This window comes from Methylobacterium carpenticola (assembly GCF_042748905.1).
In the GTDB taxonomy this organism is placed as follows: Bacteria; Pseudomonadota; Alphaproteobacteria; order Rhizobiales; family Beijerinckiaceae; genus Methylobacterium; species Methylobacterium carpenticola.
Genome location: NZ_JBHZEO010000001.1, coordinates 830,801 through 855,655, shown reverse-complemented (window position 1 = coordinate 855,655; position 24,855 = coordinate 830,801). Strand labels below are relative to the sequence as shown.

The 24,855-nt window shown below is 71.4% G+C and carries 25 protein-coding genes; 15 read left to right on the top strand and 10 right to left on the bottom strand.

Annotated elements, in window-relative coordinates; translation table 11 throughout:
* Positions 1-29 precede the first annotated feature (29 nt).
* Both ACE101_RS04060 and glmU read right to left on the bottom strand, forming a co-directional pair.
* Positions 30-545, bottom strand: a complete 516-nt coding sequence (locus ACE101_RS04060) for a DUF4188 domain-containing protein (RefSeq protein WP_379126271.1) — start codon at positions 543-545, stop codon at positions 30-32.
* A 184-nt stretch (positions 546-729) separates the two neighbouring features.
* Positions 730-2,085: a bifunctional UDP-N-acetylglucosamine diphosphorylase/glucosamine-1-phosphate N-acetyltransferase GlmU gene (gene glmU / locus ACE101_RS04055; protein WP_379126270.1), complete on the bottom strand. Its 1,356-nt coding sequence runs from the start codon at positions 2,083-2,085 to the stop codon at positions 730-732.
* A 196-nt stretch (positions 2,086-2,281) separates the two neighbouring features.
* Here glmU and ACE101_RS04050 point away from each other — a divergent pair, with 196 nt between their 5' ends.
* The 3 genes from ACE101_RS04050 to ACE101_RS04040 all read left to right on the top strand — a co-directional run bounded on the left by ACE101_RS04050 (position 2,282) and on the right by ACE101_RS04040 (position 6,504).
* Complete coding sequence (locus tag ACE101_RS04050; protein WP_379126269.1) at positions 2,282-3,925, top strand: OpgD/OpgG family glucan biosynthesis protein; 1,644 nt, start codon at positions 2,282-2,284, stop codon at positions 3,923-3,925.
* Positions 3,901-6,036, top strand: a complete 2,136-nt coding sequence (mdoH, locus tag ACE101_RS04045; protein ID WP_379126268.1) for a glucans biosynthesis glucosyltransferase MdoH — start codon at positions 3,901-3,903, stop codon at positions 6,034-6,036. Before ACE101_RS04050 ends, mdoH begins: the two co-directional genes overlap by 25 nt.
* A 312-nt stretch (positions 6,037-6,348) precedes the next feature.
* Entirely contained in the window at positions 6,349-6,504 is a 156-nt protein-coding gene (locus ACE101_RS04040; protein WP_379126267.1) for a hypothetical protein, read from the top strand.
* Here ACE101_RS04040 and ACE101_RS04035 read toward each other — a convergent pair.
* Positions 6,460-7,707 (bottom strand): FAD-dependent monooxygenase, encoded by a 1,248-nt coding sequence (locus ACE101_RS04035; protein WP_379126266.1) that lies wholly within the window; start codon positions 7,705-7,707, stop codon positions 6,460-6,462. The genes ACE101_RS04040 and ACE101_RS04035 overlap by 45 nt on opposite strands.
* 124 nt (positions 7,708-7,831) lie before the next feature.
* On the opposite strand from ACE101_RS04035, the gene tesB reads away from it, so the two are divergent.
* The 4 genes from tesB to ACE101_RS04015 all read left to right on the top strand — a co-directional run bounded on the left by tesB (position 7,832) and on the right by ACE101_RS04015 (position 13,711).
* On the top strand, positions 7,832-8,707 hold the full coding sequence (gene tesB, locus ACE101_RS04030) for an acyl-CoA thioesterase II (protein ID WP_379126265.1): 876 nt from the start codon (positions 7,832-7,834) through the stop codon (positions 8,705-8,707).
* Positions 8,708-8,967: 260 nt separating this feature from the next.
* Positions 8,968-9,306 (top strand): P-II family nitrogen regulator, encoded by a 339-nt coding sequence (locus ACE101_RS04025; protein ID WP_379126264.1) that lies wholly within the window; start codon positions 8,968-8,970, stop codon positions 9,304-9,306.
* Positions 9,307-9,424: 118 nt separating this feature from the next.
* Positions 9,425-10,927: an ammonium transporter gene (locus ACE101_RS04020; protein WP_379126263.1), complete on the top strand. Its 1,503-nt coding sequence runs from the start codon at positions 9,425-9,427 to the stop codon at positions 10,925-10,927.
* 204 nt (positions 10,928-11,131) lie between these two features.
* Positions 11,132-13,711 carry a DNA translocase FtsK gene (locus ACE101_RS04015; RefSeq protein ID WP_379126262.1) on the top strand — a complete coding sequence of 860 codons (2,580 nt, stop codon included), beginning with the start codon at positions 11,132-11,134 and terminating at the stop codon, positions 13,709-13,711.
* Positions 13,712-13,806: 95 nt separating this feature from the next.
* Here ACE101_RS04015 and ACE101_RS04010 read toward each other — a convergent pair whose 3' ends face one another.
* Entirely contained in the window at positions 13,807-14,376 is a 570-nt protein-coding gene (locus tag ACE101_RS04010; RefSeq protein WP_379126261.1) for a type 1 glutamine amidotransferase domain-containing protein, read from the bottom strand.
* 151 nt (positions 14,377-14,527) lie between these two features.
* Between ACE101_RS04010 and ACE101_RS04005 the strand changes: the two genes are divergently transcribed.
* The gene (locus ACE101_RS04005; protein ID WP_379126259.1) at positions 14,528-14,731 is read left to right on the top strand and encodes a hypothetical protein; all 204 of its coding nucleotides are present in this window, start codon (positions 14,528-14,530) and stop codon (positions 14,729-14,731) included.
* A gap of 10 nt (positions 14,732-14,741) precedes the next feature.
* On the opposite strand, the gene ACE101_RS04000 is transcribed toward ACE101_RS04005, so the two are convergent.
* Entirely contained in the window at positions 14,742-15,131 is a 390-nt protein-coding gene (locus tag ACE101_RS04000; protein WP_379126257.1) for a hypothetical protein, read from the bottom strand.
* A 145-nt stretch (positions 15,132-15,276) separates the two neighbouring features.
* On the opposite strand from ACE101_RS04000, the gene ACE101_RS03995 reads away from it, so the two are divergent.
* From ACE101_RS03995 to ACE101_RS03980, 4 genes are all read left to right on the top strand, one after another.
* Positions 15,277-15,597 carry a DUF6496 domain-containing protein gene (locus tag ACE101_RS03995; protein ID WP_379126256.1) on the top strand — a complete coding sequence of 107 codons (321 nt, stop codon included), beginning with the start codon at positions 15,277-15,279 and terminating at the stop codon, positions 15,595-15,597.
* Between the two features lie 44 nt (positions 15,598-15,641).
* On the top strand, positions 15,642-15,848 hold the full coding sequence (locus tag ACE101_RS03990) for a hypothetical protein (protein ID WP_379126255.1): 207 nt from the start codon (positions 15,642-15,644) through the stop codon (positions 15,846-15,848).
* Between the two features lie 191 nt (positions 15,849-16,039).
* Positions 16,040-16,249 carry a cold-shock protein gene (locus ACE101_RS03985; RefSeq protein ID WP_379126254.1) on the top strand — a complete coding sequence of 70 codons (210 nt, stop codon included), beginning with the start codon at positions 16,040-16,042 and terminating at the stop codon, positions 16,247-16,249.
* A 141-nt stretch (positions 16,250-16,390) separates the two neighbouring features.
* Positions 16,391-16,618 (top strand): AsnC family transcriptional regulator, encoded by a 228-nt coding sequence (locus ACE101_RS03980; RefSeq protein ID WP_379126253.1) that lies wholly within the window; start codon positions 16,391-16,393, stop codon positions 16,616-16,618.
* 110 nt (positions 16,619-16,728) lie between these two features.
* Here ACE101_RS03980 and ACE101_RS03975 read toward each other — a convergent pair whose 3' ends face one another.
* Positions 16,729-16,956: a hypothetical protein gene (locus ACE101_RS03975; protein WP_379126252.1), complete on the bottom strand. Its 228-nt coding sequence runs from the start codon at positions 16,954-16,956 to the stop codon at positions 16,729-16,731.
* 196 nt (positions 16,957-17,152) lie between these two features.
* Here ACE101_RS03975 and ACE101_RS03970 point away from each other — a divergent pair, with 196 nt between their 5' ends.
* Entirely contained in the window at positions 17,153-17,635 is a 483-nt protein-coding gene (locus ACE101_RS03970) for a Ros/MucR family transcriptional regulator (protein WP_379126251.1), read from the top strand.
* Positions 17,636-17,665: 30 nt separating this feature from the next.
* Here the strand turns inward: ACE101_RS03970 and ACE101_RS03965 are convergent, their stop codons facing one another.
* Positions 17,666-18,613, bottom strand: coding sequence for an alpha/beta hydrolase (locus ACE101_RS03965; RefSeq protein ID WP_379126250.1), 948 nt, complete (start codon positions 18,611-18,613; stop codon positions 17,666-17,668).
* 268 nt (positions 18,614-18,881) lie between these two features.
* Between ACE101_RS03965 and ACE101_RS03960 the strand changes: the two genes are divergently transcribed.
* Together ACE101_RS03960 and ACE101_RS03955 are read left to right on the top strand one after the other, a co-directional pair.
* A complete protein-coding gene (locus ACE101_RS03960; protein WP_379126249.1) occupies positions 18,882-19,334 on the top strand; it encodes a cupin domain-containing protein in 453 nt (150 codons plus the stop codon).
* Positions 19,335-19,417: 83 nt separating this feature from the next.
* Positions 19,418-20,269 (top strand): branched-chain amino acid aminotransferase, encoded by an 852-nt coding sequence (locus tag ACE101_RS03955; RefSeq protein ID WP_379126248.1) that lies wholly within the window; start codon positions 19,418-19,420, stop codon positions 20,267-20,269.
* 139 nt (positions 20,270-20,408) lie between these two features.
* Here ACE101_RS03955 and ACE101_RS03950 read toward each other — a convergent pair whose 3' ends face one another.
* From ACE101_RS03950 to ACE101_RS03940, 3 genes are all read right to left on the bottom strand, one after another.
* Complete coding sequence (locus ACE101_RS03950) at positions 20,409-22,220, bottom strand: NADPH-dependent assimilatory sulfite reductase hemoprotein subunit (protein WP_379126247.1); 1,812 nt, start codon at positions 22,218-22,220, stop codon at positions 20,409-20,411.
* A 79-nt stretch (positions 22,221-22,299) separates the two neighbouring features.
* A complete protein-coding gene (locus tag ACE101_RS03945; protein WP_379126246.1) occupies positions 22,300-24,078 on the bottom strand; it encodes a diflavin oxidoreductase in 1,779 nt (592 codons plus the stop codon).
* Between the two features lie 109 nt (positions 24,079-24,187).
* Positions 24,188-24,688 (bottom strand): Lrp/AsnC family transcriptional regulator, encoded by a 501-nt coding sequence (locus ACE101_RS03940; protein ID WP_379126245.1) that lies wholly within the window; start codon positions 24,686-24,688, stop codon positions 24,188-24,190.
* Between the last annotated feature and the right edge of the window lie 167 nt (positions 24,689-24,855).

Here is a 24,855-nt window from a genome sequence, read left to right as displayed (position 1 = left end):
CCCGTCGGGGCTGCGACGCGGGTGGCGCATCAGGCGGCCGGGCGGGCATCCGGCGGATTGTCGAGGGGGAGATGGCCGAGATCGGCGGCGGCATGGGCGCGATGCCGGCTCGTCATCGTGCCGCGGGCGGTCTGCATCGGCAGGAAGGCCGAGAAGCCGACCGCCAGCGGGCCGCTGTAGATCGCCTCCATGCCCCCGCGCATGTGGTAGGTCTCGTGCCAGATGCCGGTGCCGCCGCTGTCCCTGAGAAAGTTCGCCCACCACCGACGATGCGGCTCGGATCGCGCCCAGCGTTCCAGGCTCTCCATGTCGCGCCAGTACCAGCGCATGCCCATATGCAGGGGACGGAAGCCGTAGATGATGCCGTTCTCGGAGTGCAGCAGACCATCCGGTCGCGCGGCACCGGCCCGATCGATTTCCGGCCCGAGGCCGAGCAGGGTCTTGAGCCCGTACAAGGCTCGAACCCGCATGCCGAGATAGATGACGACGAGATCCGGATGACCGGAGAAATCCGGGACCGTGGTGTCCGCCGGCCGCTTGAGCATGGCCCGCCTCCCGTGATCGTCCGATCACCGTACCGCGGCCGGGCGACGATGGCCATGAACGATCCGTGGTTAAGCATCATTCGCCGAAGCGGTCACCGTGTCGGCGGTGAGAACGATGCGAAACCAGGACCTCGAGCGGGATTGCCCCACGCATGTCCGCTCAGGCCCGCGACGGCCGCGCCCCTCAGCTCTTCTTCGGTGCCTTGCCCGTGGCCCAGCCGGGCTTGACCACCTGGCGGGCGCGCCCGAGGGCGAGCGCCTCGGCGGGCACGTCCTGCGTCACCACCGAGCCCGAGCCCACGAAGGCCCGCGTCCCGACCGTCACCGGCGCCACCAGGGCGGAGTTCGAGCCGATGAAGGCGCCCTCGCCGATGACGGTGCGGTGCTTGTTCACTCCGTCGTAGTTGCAGGTGATGGTTCCGGCGCCGAGATTGGCGCCCGCCCCCACCTCCGCGTCGCCCACGTAGGAGAGGTGGTTGACCTTGGCACCCGCCCCGATCGCGGCGTTCTTCACCTCGACGAAGTTGCCGATCCGCGCACCCGCGGCGAGCGCGGCGCCGGGCCGGAGCCGGGCATAGGGGCCGACCTGGACGCCGGCTTCGAGCGTCGCCTTCTCCAGATGCGAGAAGGCGTGGATGGTGCAGCCGTCGCCCACCACGACGCCGGGCCCGAACACCACGTGCGGCTCCACCACCACGTCGCGGCCGAGCCGGGTGTCGTGGCTGAGGAAGACGGTCTCGGGGGCGGTCAGGGTGGCGCCGCCGAGCATCGCCGCCCGGCGCAGGCGCGCCTGGATGGCGGCCTCCGCCGCGGCGAGCTGCACCCGGTCGTTCACGCCCTGCGCCTCGGCCTCCGCGACCGGCACCACCGCGACCCGCTCGCCATCGGCCACGGCCAGCGCCACCGCGTCGGGCAGGTAGTACTCGCCGGCGGCGTTGGCGTTGCCGATGCGGCCGAGGAGATCGAGGGCGAGCCGCCCGGACAGGGCCATCAGGCCCGCATTGCTCAGGGTGACGCGGCGCTCCTCCGCGCTCGCATCCTTCTCCTCGCGGATCGCGACGACGCGGTCGCCCGCGGTCAGCACGCGCCCGTAGCCGGTCGGGTTTGCGGCCTCGAAGGCCAGCACCGCGATCGCCGCGCCCTCGGCGAGGGGCGCGCGCAGGCGGGCGAGGGTCTCGGGGCGGATCAGGGGAGTGTCCCCGAAGGCGATCACCACGTCGTCGTAGCCCGCCTCCAGGGCCGGGCGCGCGGCGAGCACCGCATGGGCGGTGCCGAGGCGCTCGGCCTGCGGGAAGACCGCGGCGCCGGGCGCGGCGGCCGCGACCGCGGCGGCGACGTCGGCCCGCCCGGGCTCGACCACCACGGCGATGCCGCCCGCCCCCGCCTCCCGCGCCGCGGCGAGCACGTGACCGAGCATCGGCCGGCCGGCCAGGGGATGGAGCACCTTCGGCAGGTCGGAGCGCATCCGCGTGCCCTTGCCGGCCGCCAGCACGACACACAGGAGCGAACGGGCGCCGGGGGCGGTCGGGGTCGAGGTCATTCGGGCTCTTCGTCCGGCTGACGCGGGCCCGGAACCGGCCCCGCGGGGCCCCCGATCTAGCCCAATCGGGCGCGCGGGCAAACGCATGATACGACCGGACATCCGGGCCCATCTTAACGTCCAATTCAGCTTCCGGCGTGGTAAACGGCACGCGAGCCATGCCCTGCCAGACCCCTCACGCCCCGCACGAGAGCGCATGACACCACGCTGCCCCGCTTCTCCCCGCACCGCCGATGTCGGGCCCGGACTCGACCGCCGCGCGGTGCTGGCCCTCGCCGGGGCAGGCATCGCCGTCGCGGGCGGCGCCCGGGCCGAGGATCCGCCCGCGCCCACCCTGAACGACGGCGACCGCTTCGACCCCGGCACCGTCGTGGCCTTGGCCCGCGCGCTCGCCGCCAAGCCCTACGCCGCCCCGCCGAACGACCTGCCCGACCCGTTCGGCAAGCTCACCTACGAGCAATATGTCGGCATCCGGCCGAGGCCCGAGCTGCTGCTCTGGCGCGACGAGGGCCGCGGCTTCGTGCTCGAACCGCTGCACCGGGGCTACCTCTTCGCCAACGCGGTCGCCCTCCACACGGTGGAGGACGGGATCGTGCGCCGCATCGCCTACGACCGCGGCCGGTTCGACTTCCGCAAGACCAGCCCGCCCGAGGAGGGCCGCGACCTCGGCTTCTCGGGCTTCCGGCTCTACGCGAGCTTCGGCGGCGGCCCGCTCACCGATTGCGCCATCTTTCAGGGCGCCTCGTTCTTCCGGGCGCTGGCGGCGGGCCAGAGCTACGGCGTCACCGCCCGGGCCCTGACCCTGCGTCCGGCCGAGGCGCGGGGCGAGGAATTCCCGATGTTCCGGGCCTTCTGGCTGGAGCGCCCGGCCCCCGCGAGCGGCCAGATCGCGATCCACGCGCTGCTCGATTCCGAATCGGCGACGGCGGCCCTGCACATGACCCTGCGCCCGGGCGACGCCACGATCGTCGACATCGAGGCGACCCTGTGCCCCCGCACCACCCTCGAGCATGTCGGCATCGGCGGCATGACGGGCGCCTACCTGTTCGGCGCGGCCGACCACCGCGCCGTCGACGATGCCCGGCCCGCCGCCCACGAGATCTGCGGCCTGCAGATCCGCAACGGCTGGGGCGAGGCGATCTGGCGGCCGGTGCAGAACCCCGAGACCCTGCAGATCTCCTCCTTCCTCGACCAGGACCCGAAGGGCTTCGGGCTGGTGCAGCGCGACCGCGACTACGCGGCCTATCAGGACGACGTGCAGCGCTGGGAGCGCCGGCCGAGCCTGTGGGTGGAGCCCTACAACACCTGGGGCCCGGGCCGGGAGCAGCACCCCTGGGGCGCGGGCGCGGTGCAGCTCATCGAGATCCCGAGCGAATCCGAGGTCAACGAGAACATCCTGGCCTATTGGCGCCCGAAGGAGCCGATCGCCAAGGAGACCGCCTTCAGCTACCGGCAGTTCTGGTGCTGGGACGTGCCGGGGGCGCCGCCGCTCGCGCGCTGCACCGGCACGCGGGTGGGCAGGGGCAGCGGCGGCAAGCGCCGGCTCTTCCTCGTCGACTTCGCCGGCGAGGCCCCCTTCGCGCCGGGCGTCGCCCCCGAGGCCCTGAAGCTCTCGGTCACCGCCTCGCCGGGCGCGATCGTGCAGCCCAAGCCCGATGCGCCGCCGGTGAAGCGGGACCCGCAATTCCGGCCCCTGCTCTACCTCTATCCCGAGCGCAAGACGGTACGCGCCGTCTTCGAGCTCGATCCCGGCGGCGAGACCGCCTGCGAGATGCGCCTCGTCGTCAAGAACGGCGACCAACCCGTCAGTGAGACATGGCTGTTTCGTTGGACCCTGTGACGCCGGTGGCGTCCCCCGCCCCCCCGGTGCCGCCCGAGGCGCCGCTCGCCATGCCGGTGCAGGACCTGCGCCGCTGGTCACCCTCGCTCGGCCACCGCGGCGCCTCCTATCCGAGCCCGCGCCTCGCGCGGCTGTTCGTGTTCGGGGCGGCGGCGCTGATGACCGCCTACGGCGCCTTCGAGATGTACGAGGTCGTGACCGTGGCGGGCAGCGCCACATGGCTGCAGCTGCTGCTGCTGCTGCTGTTCACGCTGAACTTCTCGTGGATCGCGCTCGCCTTCACCTCGGCGCTGCTCGGCTTCGGCGCGCTGCTGCGGCGGCGCCCGCCCGCGCCCGCGCCCGGCCCGCTGACGAGCCGCACCGCGGTGGTGATGCCGGTCTACAACGAGGCCACCGCCCGCACCTTCGCGGCCGTGGAGGCGATCCGGGAATCGATCGAGGCCACCGGCCAGGGCGCCCGCTTCGACTACTGGGTCCTGTCGGATTCGACCCAGGCCGACGCCTGGGTCGCCGAGGAGCGCGCCTTCCTGGCCCTGCGGGAGAAGCTCGGCCCGGAGATCCGCCTCTACTACCGCCACCGGCCGAAGAACCACCACCGCAAGGCGGGCAACATCGCGGATTTCGTCACCCGCTGGGGCGGTCACTACGACCACATGCTGGTGCTCGATGCCGACAGCCTGATGAGCGGCGACTGCGTGGTGCGCCTCGCCGCCGCCATGGAGGCGGATCCGGATGCGGGCATCATCCAGTCGCTGCCCCTGATCATCAACCGCAACACCCTGTTCGCCCGCGTGCAGCAATTCGCGGCGCGGATCTACGGGCCGGTCATCGCCACGGGCCTCGCCCTGTGGTCGGGACGGGACGGCAATTACTGGGGCCACAACGCGATCATCCGCACCAAGGCCTTCGCGGCCCATTGCGGCCTGCCGGATCTGCCGGGCAAGCCGCCCTTCGGCGGCCACGTGCTCAGCCACGACTTCGTCGAGGCGGCGCTGATCCGGCGGGCAGGCTGGGGCGTCTACATGATCCCCGACCTCGGCGGCTCCTACGAGGAGAGCCCGCCCTCGCTCATCGACATCGCGGTCCGCGACCGGCGCTGGGCGCAGGGCAACCTCCAGCACGCCCGCATCATCGGCGCGGCCGGCCTCAAGCTGCCCTCGCGCCAGCACTTCGCCACCGGCATCGCGGGCTACGTCGCCTCCCCGCTCTGGGCGGCCCAGCTCGTGGTCGGCGTCGCGCTGGCCCTCCAGACCGCCTATATCCGCCCCGAATACTTCCCGAGCGAGTTCCGGCTCTATCCGGTCTGGCCGCGCTTCGATCCGGTGCGCGCGCTCCAGCTCTTCGGGATCACGATGGGCATCCTGCTCGCCCCGAAGCTGTTCGGCCTGATCCTCGGCCTCCTCGACGGGCGGGTGCGGCGGGCCAGCGGGGGCGCCCTCCGCCTCGTCCTCTCCGGCCTGATCGAGACGCTGCTCTCGGCGCTGATCGCCCCGATCGCCATGCTGATCCAGTCGGGCTCGGTGGTGCAGATCCTGCTCGGGCGCGACACCGGCTGGAACCCGCAGCGGCGCGACGACGGCTCGATCCCGTTCCGCGACATCGTGCGCCGCCACCGCTGGCACACGATCCTCGGCCTCGTCTCGGGGGCCGCGGCTTTCGCGATCGCCACCTCGCTGTTCCTGTGGATGTCGCCGACGATCCTCGGCCTCGTCCTGGCGATCCCGATCTCCTGGGCGAGCGGCCAGCTCGCCTGGGGCCTCGCGCTGAAGCGGCTCGGCCTCCTGATGACTCCCGAGGAGCGCGAGCCGCCGCCGGTGGCGGTGCGCGCCAAGGCGCTGGAGGCCGAGAACGCCGCGCGCGGCTTCGACGATTCCGACGCGATCACGGCGATCCAGGCCGATCCGACCCTGCGCGAGATCCATCTCGCGATGCTGCCGCCCCCGGCCGCGCGCCCGCGCGGGCGGATCGACGCCGAGCGGACGCTCGCCGAGGCGAAGCTCGCCGAGGCCGTGAGCGCGGCGGAAGCGGCCGAGTGGCTGACCCCGAAGGAGCGGATAGCCGCCCTGCACGATCCGCGCTTGGTGGAGAAGCTGGCGGAGTTGCGGGGATAGGGCGCGGCTGCCGGCTCATCGGCGGACCGCATCCGGCGGGCGCCTCGCGCCCTCTCAGGATGAGGACCGACAGCGCATGCCATGAATGGGATTGGCCGCTTGCACGCGCACAACGCCCCGCACGGGACAGGGCATGCCGTCGCCCGACCGGGCGACGGAAATCGCGGGGCGCGTCATGACATCGACGGGGCGGCTCCCCGTCCGCATGCCCGCCGTCCGCGTCCCCGATCGAGAAACCGTGAACCGGCACCGGCTTCACGCCGCGCCCGATTTCGGCTTCCCATCGCCGGGCACCGAATCGGGAGGAAGCGAATGAGCGTCAGCGCCCATTTCGAGCAGCCGATCCGCCCCGCCACCGTCGCCGTCTCGCTGACCGGCTATCTCGCCGCCGCCATCCTGTGCGCGGACATCAGGGCCCGCGCCTCAGAGCGCCTCGCCCCGCATCAGCCGCGGCTGCGCACCGCGTAGGCCCGCCGCCTCCTGGATGAAGAGGCGCTTGAGCGCCGGCAGCCGGTCCACCAGCCCGAGCCCGAAGTCGCGCACGAGGCGGACCGGCAGGACGTCGGTGGAGAAGAGCCGGTTGAGCCCGTCCGTCGCCGCCCCCATGGCGAGGGTGTCGGCCCGCCGGCTGCGCTCGTAGGCCTGCAAGGCGTCCGGTCCGCCCGGATCGAGCCCGAGGCGCATAGCGTCGGTCAGCGCCTCGGCGAGGGCCGCCGCGCTCTTGAGGCCGAGATTGAGTCCCTGGCCGGCGATCGGATGGACCACGTGCGCGGCATCCCCCAGGAGCGCGAGCCGCGGGGCGCCGAAGCGCCGGGCGATGCCGAAGGAGAGCGGATAGGCGGCGAGCGGCGTCTCCAGGGCGAGCGCGCCGAGGGTGAGGCCGAAGCGGCGCTCCACCTCGCGCAGCGCGTCCTCGCGGTCGCCGCCGAGGAGGGCCGGCACGTCCGCCTGCCGCTCGGTCCAGACGATGGAGGAGCGGTGGCCGAGGGAGCCGCCGGGGGAGAGCGGCAGGATCGCGAAGGGGCCCGAGGGCAGGAAATGCTCGACCGCCCGGCCCTCGTGGTCGCGCTCGTGCGAGACCGTCGCGACGATCCCGGATTGCGGATAGGACCAGCCGATCCAGCTGATGCCGGCCGCCTCGCGCAGGCGCGAGCGGGCGCCGTCGGCCGCGACGACGAGGCTCGCGCGCAGGGAGCGGCCATCGGCGAGCCGCGCCGTGATCGCGCCGCTCTCCGGCACCGCCGCCCTCACCGGCGTCGGATCGAGGATCGCCCCCGCCTCCGCCGCGGCCGCCCGCAGGGCCCCGAGCAGGGCGCCGCCCTCGACCATGTGTGCGAAGGGCTCGCCCTCCTCCACCTCGCCGGCGAAGGTGAGGAAGGTGGGCCGCACCGGGTCGGAGAGCCGGCTGTCGGTGATGACCATCTCGCGGATGGGCTGGGCGCCCGCCGCCACCGCCGGCCAGACGCCGAGCCGCTCCAGCATCCGCCGCCCGCCCGCCGCCACCGCGTAGGCCCGCAGATCGGGACCGCCGGCACGCGCGAAGGCCGGGTCGCAGACCGTGATCCGGACCGCCTCGCCGAAGGCGCGCCGGAGCGCCACGGCGAGCGAGAGGCCGGGCAATCCGCCCCCCGCCACGATGATCTCCCGATGAGGCCGAGCCTGTGCCGCCATCCCGCCGCCCTCCCTGCCGATGGCCCGCCATAGCACGAAGCACGGGGCACCGCCGCTTGACGGCGCGCGCGGGCCCGCGCCAGATCGCCCCGCTTCTCGCCTGTCCGGGATCTGGAAAACGCTGATGACGCGCGCGGTCGACGAACTTCTCGACATCCTCGATCTGGAGCAGCTGGAACAGAACCTCTTCCGCGGGCGCTCGCCCAAGGATCGCTGGCAGCGCGTCTTCGGCGGGCAGGTGATCGGGCAGGCCCTCGTCGCCGCGAGCCGCACGGTACCGGCCGAGCGCCGGCCCCACTCGCTCCACGCCTATTTCCTGCTCGGCGGCGACCCGCGCGTGCCGATCATCTACGAGGTCGACCGCATCCGCGACGGGCGCAGCTTCACCACCCGCCGCGTCACCGCGATCCAGCACGGACGCCCGATCTACGCCATGTCGGCCTCCTTCCACCTGGAGGAGCCGGGCTTCGACCACCAGATGCCGATGCCCGACGTGCCGATGCCGGAGGATCTCGCCGACGAGACCGGCCTCAGGGCCTCGATCATGCCCGCCATGCCCGAGCCGGTGCGGGCCTATTTCGAGCGCGAGCGCCCGATCGAGCTGCGCCCCGTCGAGCCGGAGCGCTACACGCAGCGCACTCCGCAGCCGCCGCGCTTCCACGTCTGGATCCGCGCCACCGCGCCCCTGCCGGACGATCCCGCCGTGCATCAGAGCGTGCTCGCCTACGCCTCCGACATGACGCTTCTCGACACCTCGCTCGCCGCCCATGGCCGGACCGTCTTCGAGCGCTCGATCCAGCCCGCCAGCCTCGACCACGCCCTGTGGTTCCACCGCCCGTTCCGCGCCGACGAGTGGTTGCTCTACGCCCAGGACAGCCCGAGCGCCTCGGGTGCCTGCGGCTTCGCCCGCGGGCTGATCTTCACCCGCGACGGCACCCTGGTCGCCTCGGTGGCCCAGGAGGGCATGATCCGTCCGGTGCAGGAGAAGCCGGCGGGCTGAGGCGCGAGCCCGGCCCGCTTTTGATTATTCCGTTTGCAGATGCACAAAATTTAATCTGCCCTGCCGGCCGGATCGGCTTCATTCTCCGCAATCGGCCCAGGAACCGGGCAGCTTGTCCGCAAGGCCCGCCGAAGATTCTGGCACGTTCCTTGATATGCGGGGCGCGACGGGTGCCCGCAGCGAGCGGCATCCCCGTCATGCTGCCGGCCGGGCCTCACCAGCGCGGGAACCGGGTGCCAATCGGAAAGGGGGCACGACCCATGAAGATCGTCATGGCCATCATCAAGCCGTTCAAGCTGGAGGAAGTGCGCGACGCGCTCACCAGCATCGGCGTGCACGGCCTGACCGTGACCGAAGTCAAGGGTTACGGTCGGCAGAAGGGCCATACGGAGATCTACCGCGGAGCCGAGTACGCGGTGAGCTTCCTTCCCAAGCTGAAGATCGAGGTGGCGGTGGCCTCCGACCTCGTCGGCAACGTCGTCGACACCATCGCGGCGGCGGCCCGTACCGGCCAGATCGGCGACGGCAAGATCTTCGTCCTGCCGCTCGAGAAGGCCGTCCGGATCCGCACCGGCGAGACCGACGCCGACGCGCTCTGATCGGGGCGCCGCGATCGAGGAGTCGTGATCCAACAGCCGTGATTCCCTGCCCGCGCCCGGCGCGGCGGCCTCTCAACCTGACCCGTTTGTGATCGTATCGATCGGGAGTTCCGTTCCCATGAAGCTTCGCAACCTCCTGGCTCTCGGCCTGGGAGGCGCCGCCCTGGCGCTCCTCCTGGTGGAGCCGTCGCTGGCGCAGACGCCGACCACCGAGGCCGCGCCGGCCGCGGCCGCGGCGCCGGTGCCGAACAAGGGCGACACCGCCTGGATGCTGATCTCCACGGCCCTGGTGCTGCTGATGTCGGTGCCGGGCCTGGCGCTCTTCTACGGCGGCCTCGTGCGCACCAAGAACATGCTGTCCCTGCTCACGCAGGTCTTCGCCATCGTCAGCCTCGTCGGCATCCTCTGGGTGTTCTACGGCTACAGCCTCGCCTTCACCAACGGCGGCGGCCTCAACGATTTCGTGGGCGGCTTCTCGAAGGCCTTCCTGAAGGGCATCGACCCGAACAGCACGGTGGGCACCTTCTCGAACGGCGTCGTCATCCCCGAATACGTCTACATCTGCTTCCAGATGACGTTCGCGATGATCACGCCCGCGCTGATCGTCGGCGCCTTCGCGGAGCGGATGAAGTTCTCGGCGCTCATGCTGTTCACGGCTTTGTGGGTCACCTTCATCTACTTCCCGATGGCGCACATGGTCTGGTACTGGGGCGGCCCGGACGCGGTCGGCAACGCCGCGAAGGCGCTCGCCGCGGCCACCGACGACACCGCCAAGAAGGCCGCCCAGGACGCGCTCGACGCCGTCAACGCCGACGCGGGCATGCTCTTCAAGTGGGGCGCCCTCGACTTCGCGGGCGGCACCGTGGTGCACATCAATGCCGGCGTCGCGGGCCTCGTCGGCTGCCTCCTGATCGGCAAGCGCATCGGCTACGGCCGCGACCTCCTCGCCCCGCACTCGCTGACCATGACCATGATCGGCGCCTCGCTCCTGTGGGTGGGCTGGTTCGGCTTCAACGCCGGCTCGAACCTCGAGGCCAACGGCTCCGCCGCCCTGGCGATGATCAACACCTTCGTGGCCACCTGCGCGGCGGGCCTGTCGTGGCTGTTCGTGGAATGGGCCGCCAAGGGCAAGCCCTCGCTGCTCGGCATGCTCTCGGGCGCGGTCGCCGGCCTCGTCGCCGTCACCCCGGCCTGCGGCTTCGCCGGCCCGATGGGCTCGATCGTGCTCGGCCTCGTGGCGGGCGCCGCCTGCTTCGTGATGTGCTCGGCGGTGAAGAACGCCATCGGCTACGACGACTCGCTCGACGTGTTCGGCGTGCACTGCATCGGCGGCATCATCGGCGCTCTCGCCACCGGCATCCTGGTCAACCCGGCCCTCGGCGGCACCGGCGCCCCCGACTACGCCGCCAAGCCCGGCGAGATGGTCGCGGCCGCCTACGAGTTCGGCCCCGCCTTCATCTCGCAGGCCAAGGCCGTCGGCTTCACCATCCTGTGGTCGGGCATCGGCTCGGCGATCCTCTACAAGGTCGTGGATCTCCTGGTCGGCCTGCGCGTCACCCAGGAGGAGGAGCGCGAGGGTCTGGACGTCGCGGATCACGGCGAGCGCGCCTACAACTACTGACCCCGGAGGGCCGCCCGCATGGGCGGCCAGTCCCGGCCGCGAGAGAGCCCCGGCCATCCCGGCCGGGGCTCTCGTCGTTCGGGCGGCCCCGCCCCGCGCCAAATCGTTGATTCTCAAGACGTCTTGAGGCCGTTAGTCTTAAACGGGCATTAACCTCGCGAGCCCTAGGTTGTGGAAGGTTCCGCGTACCCGGTTCGCTTTCGCATGCGTTCGCTTCGCCGCTCGGCATCGCCCTACGATGCACTCGTCGACACGCTCCGCTCGTTCCTGAAGCGGCGCATGACCGAGCTGGCAGGGCTCACGCTCCTGCTCGGCTCGGTGGCCTTCACCCTCGCCCTGGCGACGTGGTCGGTCGAGGACCCGAGCCTCAACCACGCGACCAGCCGGCCCGCCCGCAACCTGCTGGGCTCCGGCGGGGCCATCGTGTCCGATCTCGGCATGCAGCTGATCGGCTTCGGGGCGCTCGCCTTCGCGCTGCCGCTGGCCGTCTGGGGCGTTCAGATCCTGCGCACGCACCGGCTCGGCCGGCTGAAGGCCCGGCTCGCCCTGTGGCTCGTCGGGGCCGCGGCGGCGAGCGCGGTGGCGAGCGCCCTGCCCCCCACCGCCCGCTGGCCCCTACCGACCGGCCTCGGGGGCGTGGCGGGCGACGCGCTGCTCGGCGCCGCCAAGGCCGTGCTCGGGCCGGTGGGCGCGCTCGCGGGCTTCGCCTACGCGGCCGCGGCGGTGATCTGCCTCACGGCGGCCTGCAGCCTCGGCGACGCCGACGAGGAGGAGGACGAGGATGCCGACCTCTACCTCGCCGCGCCGACCCGCACCCCGACGCGCAGCCGCCGTCCCGCGGCCCAGGCCCGCGACGACGATGGCCCCGGTCTCGGCATCGCCAGCCTCGACGCCCTGACTCATTGGGCCCTGAGCGCCCGCGATCACGTGGCACAGCGGATCGTGTCCTGGCGCGAGAGCCGCCGCGGCGCCGAGGCCCTCGAGCCTGACGAGGCTTCCCCGGCTCTCGCCGCCCGGCGCGCCTTCGCGGAGGGCGACGACGCCCTCTGGGACGAGGAGACCGTGGAGACGGACCGCACCCCCGCCGCACCAGGGCGCCGCGAGCCGACCTTCGGCGATGTGCGGCCGGCCCCGCGCAAGGCCCCGGCCGGCCCCGCGCCCGAGGAGGCCGAGGCCGCCCCGCGCAGCCGGGTCGCCCCGCCGGCGCCCCCGCTCGCGCCCCGGCGGGCCCCGGCGTCCGCTCCCGTGCAGGCGGATGCCTACGAGATGCCCGCGCTCGCGCTCCTCGCGGAGCCGCGCGGGCCTTCGCCGAGCGCCACCGTCTCGACCGACGCGCTGGAGCAGAACGCCACGCTGCTCGAATCGACCCTGGAGGATTTCGGGGTGCGGGGCGAGATCCTGGCGGTGCGGCCCGGGCCGGTGGTGACGCTCTACGAGCTGGAGCCCGCACCCGGCACCAAGTCCTCGCGCGTCATCTCGCTCGCCGACGACATCGCCCGCTCGATGTCCGCCATCTCGGCCCGCGTCGCCGTCGTCCAGGGCCGCAACGCCATCGGCATCGAGCTGCCCAACGTCAAGCGCGAGACCGTCTACCTGCGCGAGATCCTCTCCAGCCCCGCCTTCGCCGAGACCAAGCAGAAGCTCGCCCTCTGCCTCGGCAAGAACATCGGCGGCGAGGCCATCATCGCCGACCTCGCCCGCATGCCCCACCTGCTCGTCGCCGGCACCACCGGATCCGGCAAGTCGGTGGCCATCAACACCATGATCCTCTCCCTCCTCTACCGCATGAAGCCCGAGGAGTGCCGCCTGATCATGGTCGATCCCAAGATGCTGGAACTCTCCGTCTACGACGGCATCCCGCACCTGCTCTCGCCGGTGGTCACCGATCCCAAGAAGGCGGTCATCGCCCTCAAATGGGCCGTGCGCGAGATGGAGGAGCGCTACAAGAAGATGTCGAAGCTCGGCGTGCGCAACATCGACGGGTTCAACGCGCGGGTGGCGGAGGCGCGCGAGCGGGGCGAGGTGATCACGCGGACGGTGCAGACGGGCTTCGACCGGGAGACGGGCGAGGCGGTCTACGAGGACGAGGTGATGGACCTGGGCGCGCTGCCCTACATCGTGGTGATCGTGGACGAGATGGCCGACCTGATGATGGTGGCCGGCAAGGACATCGAGGGGGCGATCCAGCGCCTGGCGCAGATGGCGCGGGCGGCGGGCATCCACCTGATCATGGCGACGCAGCGGCCCTCGGTGGACGTGATCACGGGGACGATCAAGGCGAACTTCCCGACGCGGATCTCGTTCCAGGTGACCTCGAAGATCGACTCGCGCACGATCCTGGGGGAGATGGGAGCCGAGCAGCTTCTGGGTCAGGGCGACATGCTGTTCATGGCGGGCGGGGGCCGCACGACGCGGGTTCACGGCCCGTTCGTGTCGGACGACGAGGTGGAGGCGATCGTGGCCCATCTCAAGCGCCAGGGCCGGCCGGCCTATCTCGACGCGGTGACCGCCGACGAAGAGGAGGCCGAGGCCGCCCCGGCCGATGCGCCGGTCTTCGACCAGGGCAGCTTCGCCGATCCGGCGGCCGACCTCTACGACCAGGCGGTCGCGGTGGTGCTGCGGGACAAGAAGGCGTCGACGAGCTACATCCAGCGGCGTCTTCAGATCGGCTACAACCGGGCGGCGTCGCTGATGGAGCGGATGGAGCGGGAGGGCATCGTCGGTCCCGCCAACCACGCCGGCAAGCGCGAGATCCTGATGGAGACCGAAGGCCACGAGGCGTGACGGTGGGGCCGCCCGGGCACGCGCCTTGAGGAAGAGGCGGCCCCTCCCCCGCTCGGGAGAGGGGAGAAGCGCCCGTCCCTCCCCAGCCCGCCCGGTCACGCCGCGCGGTCGTGGCGGCCTTCCTGAACCTCCTCGATGATCTTCGCCGAGAAGGCGTCGAGGTCGCCCGGGTTGCGGCTCGTGATGATGCCCTTGTCGGTGACCACCGCCTCGTCGCGCCAATCGGCGCCCGCGTTGATGACGTCGGTCTTGATCGAGGCGTAGGAGGTCATCCTGCGCCCCTTGGCGGCGCCGACCTCCACGAGCAGCCACGGCGCGTGGCAGATCGCGGCCACGACCTTGCCGCTGCCGAGGAAGCTGCGCAGGATCTCCAGCGCCTTCGGCTCCAGCCGCAGCTTGTCGGGATTGATCTGGCCGCCGGGCAGCACCAGGGCGTCGAAGCCGGCAGGATCGATGCTCTCGATGTCGGCATCGACCTTCACCGGCCGCCCCCAATCCTTCGCGTCCCAGCCCCGGATCGAATCGCCGCTCTGCCGGGATTTCGGGGCCGCGACCGTCACCGTGGCGCCGGCCTGGCTCAGCGTCGTCTTCGGCACTTCGAGTTCCGATTGCTCGAAACCATCGGTCGCCATGATGAGGATCTTCGCCTGGCGGATGTCGGGCATGCCATGTCTCCGGGGTTGGGGATCTCGCCGGGGCAACCGACCCCGCCTGCCGCAGTTCCCGCCTGCGGCGCCGTCCCCTCGGCCGGAACCGCCCCGGAGCCCCCCCGGTTGATTCCCCACACCGAACACCATGGATGAAAGGAGGGCCGCCATGGCCAATCCCGGCCTGCCCGACCCCGGCACCCCGCCCACCGACGTCCCGCCGACCCAGCCGGACGAATTGCCGGATACCGGCCCGACCGGTCCGCGCAGCCCCTATCCCGTGAACGATCCCGGCGTGAGCGATCCGAAAGGCCCAGGGTCCGAACCCGATTACCTGCCGGGCGGCCCGACGGATCCCGGCATCCGGATGTGAGGTCCCGGCTTCAGTGACCGCCGTGCGAGGTGCGCACGTCGCGCGGCGCGTTCAGGATCTCGTTGAGGCTCGTCGCCACGTGGCGGGCCTCCTCGTCCGTGAGGCGGAGCTGAAAGGGCGGCAGCGCGCCCGCCTGGAGCGCCACCACCGCCTGCCCGCTCTCGTCGGTGCCGACCTCGATCACCGGGGAGGTGACGTCGAGCATGGCGATGTCCTCTTCGCTCATCTCGTCGCCCGCATCCGTCTCGTCGCTCTCGTCGATGGCCGTCAGAAGCTGCCCCACGGCGCGCACCAGCGCGCGCGCGGCGCGCGCGTCCATGACGACCGCCGTGGCTTGGTCATCCTTCTGGAACGAGAGCTGGATGTTGGAGCCTTCGAGAGAAACCGAGATACCCGCCATGAACGACCCGACCGTCTTTACGCCCTGACCTATATGGGGAGAGACGCGCGGATGCGACAGGCAAGGTTGCGCATGACCGGCGAACGGTCCGTGCATTGCGGCGTTGTGGAGTCAAGTCGCGAAACCCGAATGCCGGAGTCCGGCCATGGCCCGCACCACTGACGCGCAGAAGCGCACCATCGAACGCGTGATGCACGAATTCAAGGAAGGCGACCTCGCGCAGCGCGACGGCCGCGCCGTCACCAATCCCAAGCAGGCCATCGCCATCGCCCTGCGCGAGGCGGGCGCCTCGAATCAGGACACTCCGGAGCAGAACCGCAGCACCTTCCGCCGCACCCGCCGCAAGGAGCGCGAGACGCGCTCGGAGGCGAGCCGGGCCGACCTCTACGCGGAGGCCAAGCGCCGCGACATCAAGGGCCGCTCGCGCATGAGCCGGAGCGAACTCGAACGGGCTCTCAACCGTTGAGCGCATCCATCGCCGAATTCCCCTCTCCCGAACGAGGAGCGTGCATGACGTCGAAGCAGCCGAAGACCACGACCCCGACCGATGCGGACCTGAAGGGCAATCCCGGCATCGGCACCAGCAAGGGCACGACCCGCGCCGGTGCCGACCCGGCGGACCTCGCGGGCGTCAACACCGAGGAGGGCGATGTCGCCAACGACACCACGCCGGAAGGCGGCATCGACCCCGACCAGCGCGGGCGCACCAACCCCTGATCGCAGATCCCGGCCTTGTTCCGGCCCCATACGCCCCCTACATGTGGATCAGCGAATCGGGCGGACGGCTTGCGCCGAGCGCGAGCCGGGCCGGACTTTCCCATCGCTTTCCCCGCCGCAGACGCTGTCGCGCCGACCGGCCCGCCAGGCCGCTTCGGTCGGGGAATCCTGCACGAGACGAGGACGACTTCGTGAATACTGGTACTGTCAAGTGGTTCAACGACCAGAAGGGCTACGGCTTCATTCAGCCGGATGACGGCGGCAAGGACGTCTTCGTCCATATCTCGGCTGTGGAGCGGGCCGGCCTGCGCGGCCTCGCCGAGGGTCAGAAGCTCTCCTACGAGCTTCAGACCGACAAGCGCAGCGGGAAGGTCTCGGCCGGCAACCTTCAGGTCGCCTGAGGGTTAACGGTCCCGGCGGGCCCCACGGCCTGCCCCGGGCGGCCCGGTCCGCCCGGCGCCGGACACCGCGTCCGGTCGCCCACGACACCGACACAGGCGCTCCCTCGGGAGCGCTGCAACGAGACAAGAAACGACCCAACAATGATATTCGAGTACTCCCGGCGCTCCGGCGCCCCGTCCGTCTTCAACGACGGCAGCACATTCCATGTCGATCAGATCAGCCGCTACGGCGAGGGCCATGGCCCGATCGACATCAGCCATCTCATCGACAAGAGCTACGGCTATCATTCTTCCCGCGAACTGCGCTGGCATCTCGCCGAGCGCTTCGGCCTCCGGCCGGCCGCGGTGTCCCTGCGCGAGGCGCATTGAGGAATCGATAACCGTTCCGACGCACGAGGCGGGCGGCGCGCGAGCGCCGACCCGCCTTTTTCATGCTGCGCCTGCTCGCCCCCGTGGATCACCGGTTCGGCGCGCAACGCTCAGGCCGCGGCGTTGTCGGCCTCGGCGCCGGTCGCGCGCGGCGCGAACGGGATCACGTTGCCGGCTGGAGCCGCGGACGCAACCTCGGCGGGTACCATCGGCGGAGCTTGCATTCGATCGGATGCCGCGAAGGCGATCCAGCGCACGACCTTCCCACCACGACTCCGCTCGCGGACCCGCTGCATGCGCCGCCGGGCCCAGGACGGAACAGGACCGAACTCGCTCAAGGCTGCCTCCATTCACCACCCGGCAGCAGAGGCGATTGACTTATCGGCGTCATCACCCATTTGGGTGACCGACCTGGGATTTCAGTCATTGGGGATCGTAACCGGCACCCATCTCCGACCTTCGACCTAGGTCTCACGATGATCCCGAGCACCGTCCACAGGTGCCGAGGAGCGAAAAGCACAGGGGACCAGCCTTATGACGGCGGATAACTCGATCGATGGCGCCGCGACGATCGCGCTCGCGAGCGACATCGTTGCGGCCTATGTCACCCGCAACGCAGTGCCGGCCTCGGCCTTGCCGGAGCTGCTGACATCGGTGCACACGGCCCTGAGCGGCCTGCGCAAGGGTGCCGCGCCCGAGCCCGAGAAGCTGGTCCCGCCGATCTCCATCCGCAAGTCGGTCACGCCGGACTACATCATCAGCCTGGAGGACGGGCGTCAGTACAAGTCGCTGAAGCGCCACCTCGCCACCCGCGGCCTCACCCCCGAGCAGTACCGCCAGAAGTGGGGCCTGCCGCTCGACTACCCGATGGTGGCCGCGAACTACGCCGCGCAGCGCTCCGAACTCGCCAAGAGCATCGGCCTCGGTCAGAAGCGCCGGCCGGCCGCGGCCAAGAAGGCGGCCCCCGACGCCGTCCTGCGCACCCCGGCCACGCGCCGCCGAGCAGCCGCGTCCTGAAGCCCGGGCGCTCCCGCGGCGGCGCCGGTCTCAACGGACGGCGCCGCCGCGGGAGCGGGACGCGGACAGCACGGCGCCGAGTTCGGCGCCGATCGCATCGAGGGCCTGTCCCGCCTCCGGGATGAGTCCGCCCATGCCGTAGAAGTGGTGGATCATGCCGGGATGGCAGGTGTGCCGCACCGCCACGCCGGCCTGCGCCAAGCGCTCCGCGTAGGCGGCCCCGTCGTCCCGCACCATGTCGCATTCCGCCGTGTGGATCAGCGCCGGCGGCAGCCCCGCGAGCGAGGGCGCCCGCAGGGGCGACAGGCGCGGATCGGCCGGATCCGCCCCGGCCGCATAGGCCGCGATGTCGAGGGCGAGCGTCGCCCGGTCGAGGCCGTGCCCCTCTCCGTAGAGCCGGTAGGATTCCCCCTCCCCGGCCACGTCGAGCACGGGGCAGAGCAGGAGCTGGGCGGCGATCGGCGGCCCGCCCGCGTCCCGCACCGCTTGGCACAAGCCCGCCACCAGATTGGCCCCTGCGGAATCCCCGCCGATCGCGAGCCGAGCGGGATCGAGGCCGAGCGCCGCGAGATGCCCGGCGAGACCGGACAGCACCGCCCGGGCATCCGCATGGGCGGCCGGGAACGGATGCTCGGGAGCGAGCCGGTAGGTCGCCGCGACGAGGGTGCAGCCGCTCGCCGTCGCGAGGCGGCGGTAGATCGCGTCGTGGGCGTCGAGGCTGCCGCCCACGAAGCCGCCGCCGTGGAAATACAGGAGCCCCGCGCCGGACGGCGCCAGGGGCCGGTAGAGCCGCCCGGCCAGGGCGCCGGCCGCGCCGTCGAGGGCGAGGTCCTCGACGGATGCGACCGGCACCGGCGCGCCCGCGAGACGGCCGAGCCCTTCGAGGCCCGTGCGGCGGGCCGCGATCGTCGTCGGCCGGCCTCCGCCCGCGAAGGCGATGACCTCGAGATAGCGGCGGAGCCGGGGGTCGAGCGGCATCGGCGATGAAACTCCTCGTCGGTCATGCCGCGCGGCCGGCCCCCTATCGGACAGGTTCGGCCATCGGGGCGGACAATCCTTGCCAAATCCTGAGACGGGTCCGCGGTTTTCGCGGATCCGATTCAACGCGCCTCAAGGGCCCGACTGCTACACGCGGTCTTGCGGGAGCCGCAGCGGCTCCGGCGCGTCGATGCCCCGCCGCCCGCGGCGGGCGGGACGCCGCCGGACCGGCGCAGCGTGACCCCGGCCGCTCAGAGGAGGCTCCACCGTGTCGCTGCCGCCGATCGTCTACTGCCCGACCGACGTCTCGCTCAAGTCCGCCCCGATCAACCCGGGCTGGGTGCGGGCGGGAGCGCCGGAGGCGCGCAACGCCCTCCTGGCGCGCAGCTCGGACGGCACCGCGAGCACCCTGCTGTGGGACTGCACCGCGGGCGAGTTCGAGTGGCACTACGACATCGACGAGACGCTCTACTTCCTCGACGGTGCGGCGATCATCGGCGACGCGACCAACCCGCCGCGGCGCTACGCCGCCGGCGACGTGCTGTTCCTGCCCAAGGGGTCGGTGGCGCAGTGGCGGGTGGAATCCTACGTCAAGAAGCTCGCCTTCTGCCACCGCACGCTGCCGAAGCCGGTCGGCCTCGCCGTCCGGGGCGCCGCCTTCGCCAAGCGCCTGCTCACCGGCCGCGCCGCGCCGACGCCCGCCTTCTCGCTCGGCGGGTGAGGAGCGGAAGCATCGGTCGCCTGGACCGGACGCGGATTTCGCGATCTGATCGCCGCATGAATCGCTGAGCCGGAGGCACGCGCATGGCCGAGACGACCTGGACCTTCTTCGAGGATGCGTGGCATCCCGGCAATGTCCGGATGATGGGACCGCGGACGCACGGCGCGTGGCTCGGCTCGACGGTGTTCGACGGCGCCCGCGCCTTCGAGGGCGTGACCCCCGACCTCGATCTCCATCTCGCGCGGGTGAACCGCTCGGCGACGGCGCTCGGCCTGAAGCCGGTCGTCGCCGTCGAGGCGTGGCGCGACCTCGTGCAGGAGGGCCTGCGCCGCTTCGACGCGACGACGCCCCTCTACATCCGGCCGATGTACTGGGCCGAGAGCGGCTTTGCCGGCGGCGTGCGCTTCGATCCCGATTCCACCAATTGGTGCCTGTGCCTCTACGAGGCGCCGATGCCGGTGCCGGGGCGCCTCTCGGTGACCCTCTCGCCCTTCCGCCGCCCGACCGCCGAATGCGCCCCGGTCGAGGCGAAGGCCGGCTGCCTGTATCCGAACGGGGCGCGGGCCCTCACCGAGGCGCAATCGCGCGGCTTCGGCAACTGCCTGGTGCGCGACGCCCTCGGCAACATCGCCGAATTCGCCAACGCCAACGCCTTCCTGGCCCGGGACGGCGTGGTCTACACCCCGGCCGCCAACGGCACCTACCTCGCCGGCATCACGCGTAACCGGGTGATCGCCCTCCTGCGCGAGGCGGGCATGACCGTCGTCGAGACCACCCTCACCTACGAGGATTTCGCCCGGGCCGACGAGATCTTCTCCTCCGGCAACTTCTCGAAGGTGATGCCGGTGACCGCGATCGACGGGCGGGAGCTGGAGCCCGGGCCGTTCTACCAGCAGGCGCGGGACCTGTACTGGGCCTATGCGCATGGAGGCTGAGCGGATCTTCGGGCCCGGTCCGGAGCCCGTCCGCCGGGCGGGCCCGAGACCTCCGCGATCCCGCCATACTCGATCCCGGGCCGCACTTCGCGCGCGTCATGCGCCCGGGGCAAAGGGTCGAGGCCGGATCCGTCCGGCCTCAGGCAACCGCCTTGAGCGCTCCGGTGCTGTCGTGGAAGTCCGGCCCGTTGGTGGTCTTCGCCACGAAGCCGGCCCGGATCACGAAATCGCCGAACCGCTCGCCGGGCAGCCGGTCGCGCGCATAGGCCGCGAAGAGCGGATCGAGCGTCGCGCGGATGTCCTTGGCCATCACGTCCTCGGCGTAGAGCTTGGAGAGCCGCGAGCCGTCGAAGGCCGCGCCGAGATAGAGGTTGTAGCGCTCGGGCCCGCGGCCCACGAACCCGATCTCCGCGATGAAAGGCCGGGCGCAGCCGTTCGGGCAGCCGGTCATCCGGATGGTGATCTCGTCGTCCTGGAGCCCGTGCGCGGCGAGGCTCGCCTCCAGCTCGGTGAGGAGATCGGGCATGAAGCGCTCGCTCTCGGCCAGCGCGAGGCCGCAGGTCGGCAGTGCCACGCAGGCGAGGCTGTTGCGGCGCAGGGCCGACGCCCCGATCGTGAGGCCGTATTCCGCCACGAGCCGGTCGATCTCCGCCCGCTTGTCCGCCGGCACGTTCGCCACGATGACGTTCTGGTTGCCGGTGAGGCGGAAATCGCCCTCGTGGATCTCGGCGATGCGGCGCAGGCCCGAGAGATAGCGCGGCCCGCCCTCGACGTCCTTGATGCGGCCCGAGGGCACGTAGAGCGTGAGGTGGTGGCGCCCGTCCTCGCCCGCGACCCAGCCGTAGCGGTCGCCGTTGCTCTCGAACTTGAAGGGCTTCGGATCCTGCAGCGGCTTGCCGACCCGGCGCTCCACCTCGGCCCGGAAGGCGGCGAGACCGTAGCGCTCGATCGTGTATTTGAGGCGGGCGTTCTTGCGCGACTTGCGGTTGCCCCAGTCGCGCTGGACGGTCATCACCGCCTCGGCGACCTTGAGGGCGTCCGCGGGCTCGCAGAACAGCATCACGTCGGCGGTGCGCGGGAAGGTGTCGGTCTCGCCATGGGTCATGCCCATGCCGCCGCCGACCGTGACGTTCCAGCCCTTGAGCTTGTTCTTCTTGTCGAGGATGGCGATGAAGCCGAGGTCGTGGGCGAAGATGTCGACCTCGTTCGAGGGCGGCACCGCCACCACGGTCTTGAACTTCCGCGGCAGGTAGGTCTTGCCGTAGATCGGCTCCACCGCCGCCTCGTCCTCGCCGCCGACCACGCGCTCGCCGTCGAGCCAGATCTCGCGCCACGCGTTGGTCTTCGGCAGGAGCGAGTCGGAGATGTCCTTGGCGAGCTGGTAGGCGGCCTTGTGGGCCCCCGTCTGGGCCGGGTTCGTCGCCGCCATCACGTTGCGGTTGACGTCGCCGCAGGCCGCGATGGTGTCGAGCAGCACCGCGTCGATCGCCTGCATGGTGCGCTTGAGGTTCGACTTGATCACGCCGTGATACTGGAAGGTCTGGCGCGTCGTCGCCCGCAGCGTGCCGTTGGCGTAGGTGCGGGCGATGTCGTCGAGGGCGAGCCACTGCCTGGGGCTCACGACGCCGCCCGCGATGCGCAGGCGGATCATGAACGAGAAGGCCTTCTCGAGCTTCTTCTTGGTCCGCTCGGCCCGCAGGTCGCGGTCGTCCTGCAGGTACATCCCGTGGAACTTCACGAGCTGGCCGTCATCGTCCGAGATGGCGCCGGTCGCGTGCTTCAGGAGCCCGTCGGCCAGGGTGCCGCGCAGGTAGCCGCTCGCGATCTTGATGTGCTCGTTGGCCGAGAGCGCCGCCGCCCGCGCCGCCTCGGCATCGGTGATCGGCCGCTCGGACGGGGGCGTCTCGTAGCTGCGCTCGCGAGCCGGATAATCGGTCTTGTGGTCGTCCATCGGGATGATCCGTGTCAGACGCGGAACCCCTCTCCCGTTCGGGAGAGGGGTTCCCGCGATCCATGTCGGGAGAGCGGGCTCAGTAAACGTCCTGCTGGTAGCGCTTGGCCTTCTCCAGCGCCGCGACGGCCGCCTCGGCCGCCTCCGGCGCGAGCGCCTTCACGTCCGCGTAGGCCCGCACCAGGGCGGCCCGCACGTCCTTGGCCATCGCCTTGGCGTCGCCGCAGACGTAGAAATGGGCGCCGTTCTCCAGCCACTCCACCAGCTCGCGCCGCTGCGCGTAGAGGCGGTCCTGCACGTAGATCTTCTCGGGTTGGTCGCGCGAGAAGGCCACGTCGATGCGGTTCAGCGAGCCGTCCTCCAGGGCCTCCTGCCATTCGAGCTGGTACAGGAAGTCGTGGGTGAAGCGGCGGTCGCCGAAGAACAGCCAGTTGCGGCCCGGCGCCTCGGCGGCCCGGCGCTCCTGCACGAAGGCCCGGAAGGGCGCGACGCCGGTGCCCGGCCCGACCATGATGATGTCGGTCGACGGATCGCTCGGCAGGCGGAAGTGCTTGTTGGGCTTCACCCGCACCTTCAGCTTGGCGCCGTTGCGGATGCGGTCGGCCACGTGGACGGAGGCGACGCCGGTGCGCGAGCGGCCGTGGGTCGCGTAGCGCACCGCCGCGATGGTGAGATGCGCCTCGTCCCCGACCTCCTTGCGGGAGGAGGCGATCGAGTAGGCCCGCGGCGGCAGCGGCCGGGTGATGTCGGTCAGGTGCTCGGCCGAGAGCTTCGCCGGATAGGTCTCCAGGAGGTCGATGAGGTGGCGCCCCTCGATCCAGGCCCGCACCTCGCCGTTGTCGATGAGGCGGCGCGCCTCGGCGTGGCCCGTCGCCTTCACGAAGCGCTCCACCGTCGCGGAGGACAGGGTGGTGATGTCGCGCTCGGCGAGCAGGGCCTGGCGCAGGGCAGCATCGCCCGCGAGGCCCGCGGCCTTGAGGATCTCGTCGACCAGCGCCGGGTCGTTCTCGGGGTAGAGTTCGAGGGAATCGCCCGGCTCGTAGGCCGGCGCCCCGTCCTCGAAGGCCAGCGCGAGGTGGATCGTCTCCTTGTCGGAGCGCGACGAGTTCAGGTTGACGTGCTCGATCACCTCGGCGGTGACCGGCTCGCGGCTGACCTCGGCCTCGTCGGCCTCGCCCGGGGCGGGGCGGGCGAAATCCACCGCCACCACGTTCCCGGCCGGCTCGGCCGGGGCCAGGGCCTTGAGGGCGTCCTTGATCCAGGCGGCAGCCGGCTTGTCGAAGTCGAGGTCGCAATCGACCCGGTCGAGCACCCGCTTGGCGCCGAGCGCCTCAAGGCGCGCGTCGAGGCGCTTCCCGATGGCGCAGAACTCCGCATAGGACGTGTCGCCGAGGGCGAGCACGCCGAACTCCACGCCGTCGAGGCGCGGGGCGCCCTCCCCCATCAGCTCGTTATAGGCCCGCACGGCCCGGGCCGGAGGCTCGCCCTCGCCCCAGGTCGCCGCGATCACGACGACGCGCTTCTCCTTGGGAAGCGCGGCGAGGTCGAGATCGGCGAAATCCACCACCTTGGGCTTGAAGCCGCCCTTGCGGGCGAGCTTGGCGACGTCGCCCGCCAGCTTCTCCGAGTTACCCGACTCGCTCGCGAACAGGATCGTCAGCGGCTCGGCCGCGCGCGGGGGCGCCGCGGCCTGGGGCTGGTCGGCGGTGGGCGCTCCCGCGGCCGCGTCGAGGCCCGCGAGGAAGCCGGCGAGCCAGGCGCGCTGGATCGGCGTCGCCGCCCCGAGGGCGGCATCGAGATGGGCCCGCTCGGCATCGCCGAAGGGGGCCGTGCGGGGGAGCAGGGCGGATCGAGACATGCGCGCACCATGTGTGGCCCCGGGGGCCGGGAGTCAACGGGAATGTTCTTTTTGAAGAACGGGCCGGAAGGAGATCAACGCCACTGCCATGACGCGCCGCGGGAGAATATTATTTCCCACCCCCTCCGGCGGCCACCAGGACGGGGGTGAATGGCGCCGTGGGAAGCGGCAGCGCCGTCGTGCTCTTCACCTTCTCCATGGCGAAGCGGGAGGTGACGTTCTTGAGCGGCAGCGAGCCGATCAGCCGCTTGTAGAAGGCGTCGTAGGCCTGCATGTCCGAGACGACGACCCGCAGCATGTAGTCGACGTCGCCGGCCATCCGGTAGAATTCGAGCACTTCCGGCATGGCCGCTACCGCAGAGGCGAAGCGGTCGAGCCATTCCCGGGAATGGTCGCTCGTCTCCACCGAGACGAAGACCGTCAGGCCGAGGCCGAGCTTGACGGGATCGAGAACCGCGACGCGGCGGTCTATGACTCCGTCCGCCTCCAGGCGCTGGATCCGCTTCCAGCAGGGGGTCTGCGACAAGCCGACGCGCTCGCCGATCTGGGCGATCGACAGGGTCGCATCCTGCTGGAGCAGGGCCAGGATCTTCAAATCGATGGCATCCACGACGGTCTCCGGAGGCTGGAGAGAAGGATCTTGGGGCGCCGGCTTGCCGGAGGAGAAGAACGTTCTAGTTCCGCTGCCGTCCAGCCCCTACGGGGCCGGACTTCACCGTGCATCGGCCGCGCTGCACCGCGCAAAACGATGGGCACGCGCGGCAGCCATGCCTTGAC

Coding starts and splice junctions, on each gene's coding strand:
- ACE101_RS03990 (WP_379126255.1), top strand. CDS start 15,642: ATGACGTCGAAGCAGCCGAAGACCACGACCCCGACCGATGCGGACCTG.
- mdoH (WP_379126268.1), top strand. CDS start 3,901: ATGGCTGTTTCGTTGGACCCTGTGACGCCGGTGGCGTCCCCCGCCCCC.
- ACE101_RS04010 (WP_379126261.1), bottom strand. CDS start 14,376: ATGCCCGACATCCGCCAGGCGAAGATCCTCATCATGGCGACCGATGGT.
- ACE101_RS04020 (WP_379126263.1), top strand. CDS start 9,425: ATGAAGCTTCGCAACCTCCTGGCTCTCGGCCTGGGAGGCGCCGCCCTG.
- ACE101_RS04040 (WP_379126267.1), top strand. CDS start 6,349: ATGAGCGTCAGCGCCCATTTCGAGCAGCCGATCCGCCCCGCCACCGTC.
- tesB (WP_379126265.1), top strand. CDS start 7,832: ATGACGCGCGCGGTCGACGAACTTCTCGACATCCTCGATCTGGAGCAG.
- ACE101_RS04060 (WP_379126271.1), bottom strand. CDS start 545: ATGCTCAAGCGGCCGGCGGACACCACGGTCCCGGATTTCTCCGGTCAT.
- ACE101_RS04005 (WP_379126259.1), top strand. CDS start 14,528: ATGGCCAATCCCGGCCTGCCCGACCCCGGCACCCCGCCCACCGACGTC.
- ACE101_RS03945 (WP_379126246.1), bottom strand. CDS start 24,078: ATGTCTCGATCCGCCCTGCTCCCCCGCACGGCCCCCTTCGGCGATGCC.
- ACE101_RS04050 (WP_379126269.1), top strand. CDS start 2,282: ATGACACCACGCTGCCCCGCTTCTCCCCGCACCGCCGATGTCGGGCCC.
- ACE101_RS04025 (WP_379126264.1), top strand. CDS start 8,968: ATGAAGATCGTCATGGCCATCATCAAGCCGTTCAAGCTGGAGGAAGTG.
- glmU (WP_379126270.1), bottom strand. CDS start 2,085: ATGACCTCGACCCCGACCGCCCCCGGCGCCCGTTCGCTCCTGTGTGTC.
- ACE101_RS03980 (WP_379126253.1), top strand. CDS start 16,391: ATGATATTCGAGTACTCCCGGCGCTCCGGCGCCCCGTCCGTCTTCAAC.
- ACE101_RS03950 (WP_379126247.1), bottom strand. CDS start 22,220: ATGGACGACCACAAGACCGATTATCCGGCTCGCGAGCGCAGCTACGAG.
- ACE101_RS03995 (WP_379126256.1), top strand. CDS start 15,277: ATGGCCCGCACCACTGACGCGCAGAAGCGCACCATCGAACGCGTGATG.
- ACE101_RS03970 (WP_379126251.1), top strand. CDS start 17,153: ATGACGGCGGATAACTCGATCGATGGCGCCGCGACGATCGCGCTCGCG.
- ACE101_RS03965 (WP_379126250.1), bottom strand. CDS start 18,613: ATGCCGCTCGACCCCCGGCTCCGCCGCTATCTCGAGGTCATCGCCTTC.
- ACE101_RS04000 (WP_379126257.1), bottom strand. CDS start 15,131: ATGGCGGGTATCTCGGTTTCTCTCGAAGGCTCCAACATCCAGCTCTCG.
- ACE101_RS04015 (WP_379126262.1), top strand. CDS start 11,132: ATGCGTTCGCTTCGCCGCTCGGCATCGCCCTACGATGCACTCGTCGAC.
- ACE101_RS03955 (WP_379126248.1), top strand. CDS start 19,418: ATGGCCGAGACGACCTGGACCTTCTTCGAGGATGCGTGGCATCCCGGC.
- ACE101_RS04035 (WP_379126266.1), bottom strand. CDS start 7,707: ATGGCGGCACAGGCTCGGCCTCATCGGGAGATCATCGTGGCGGGGGGC.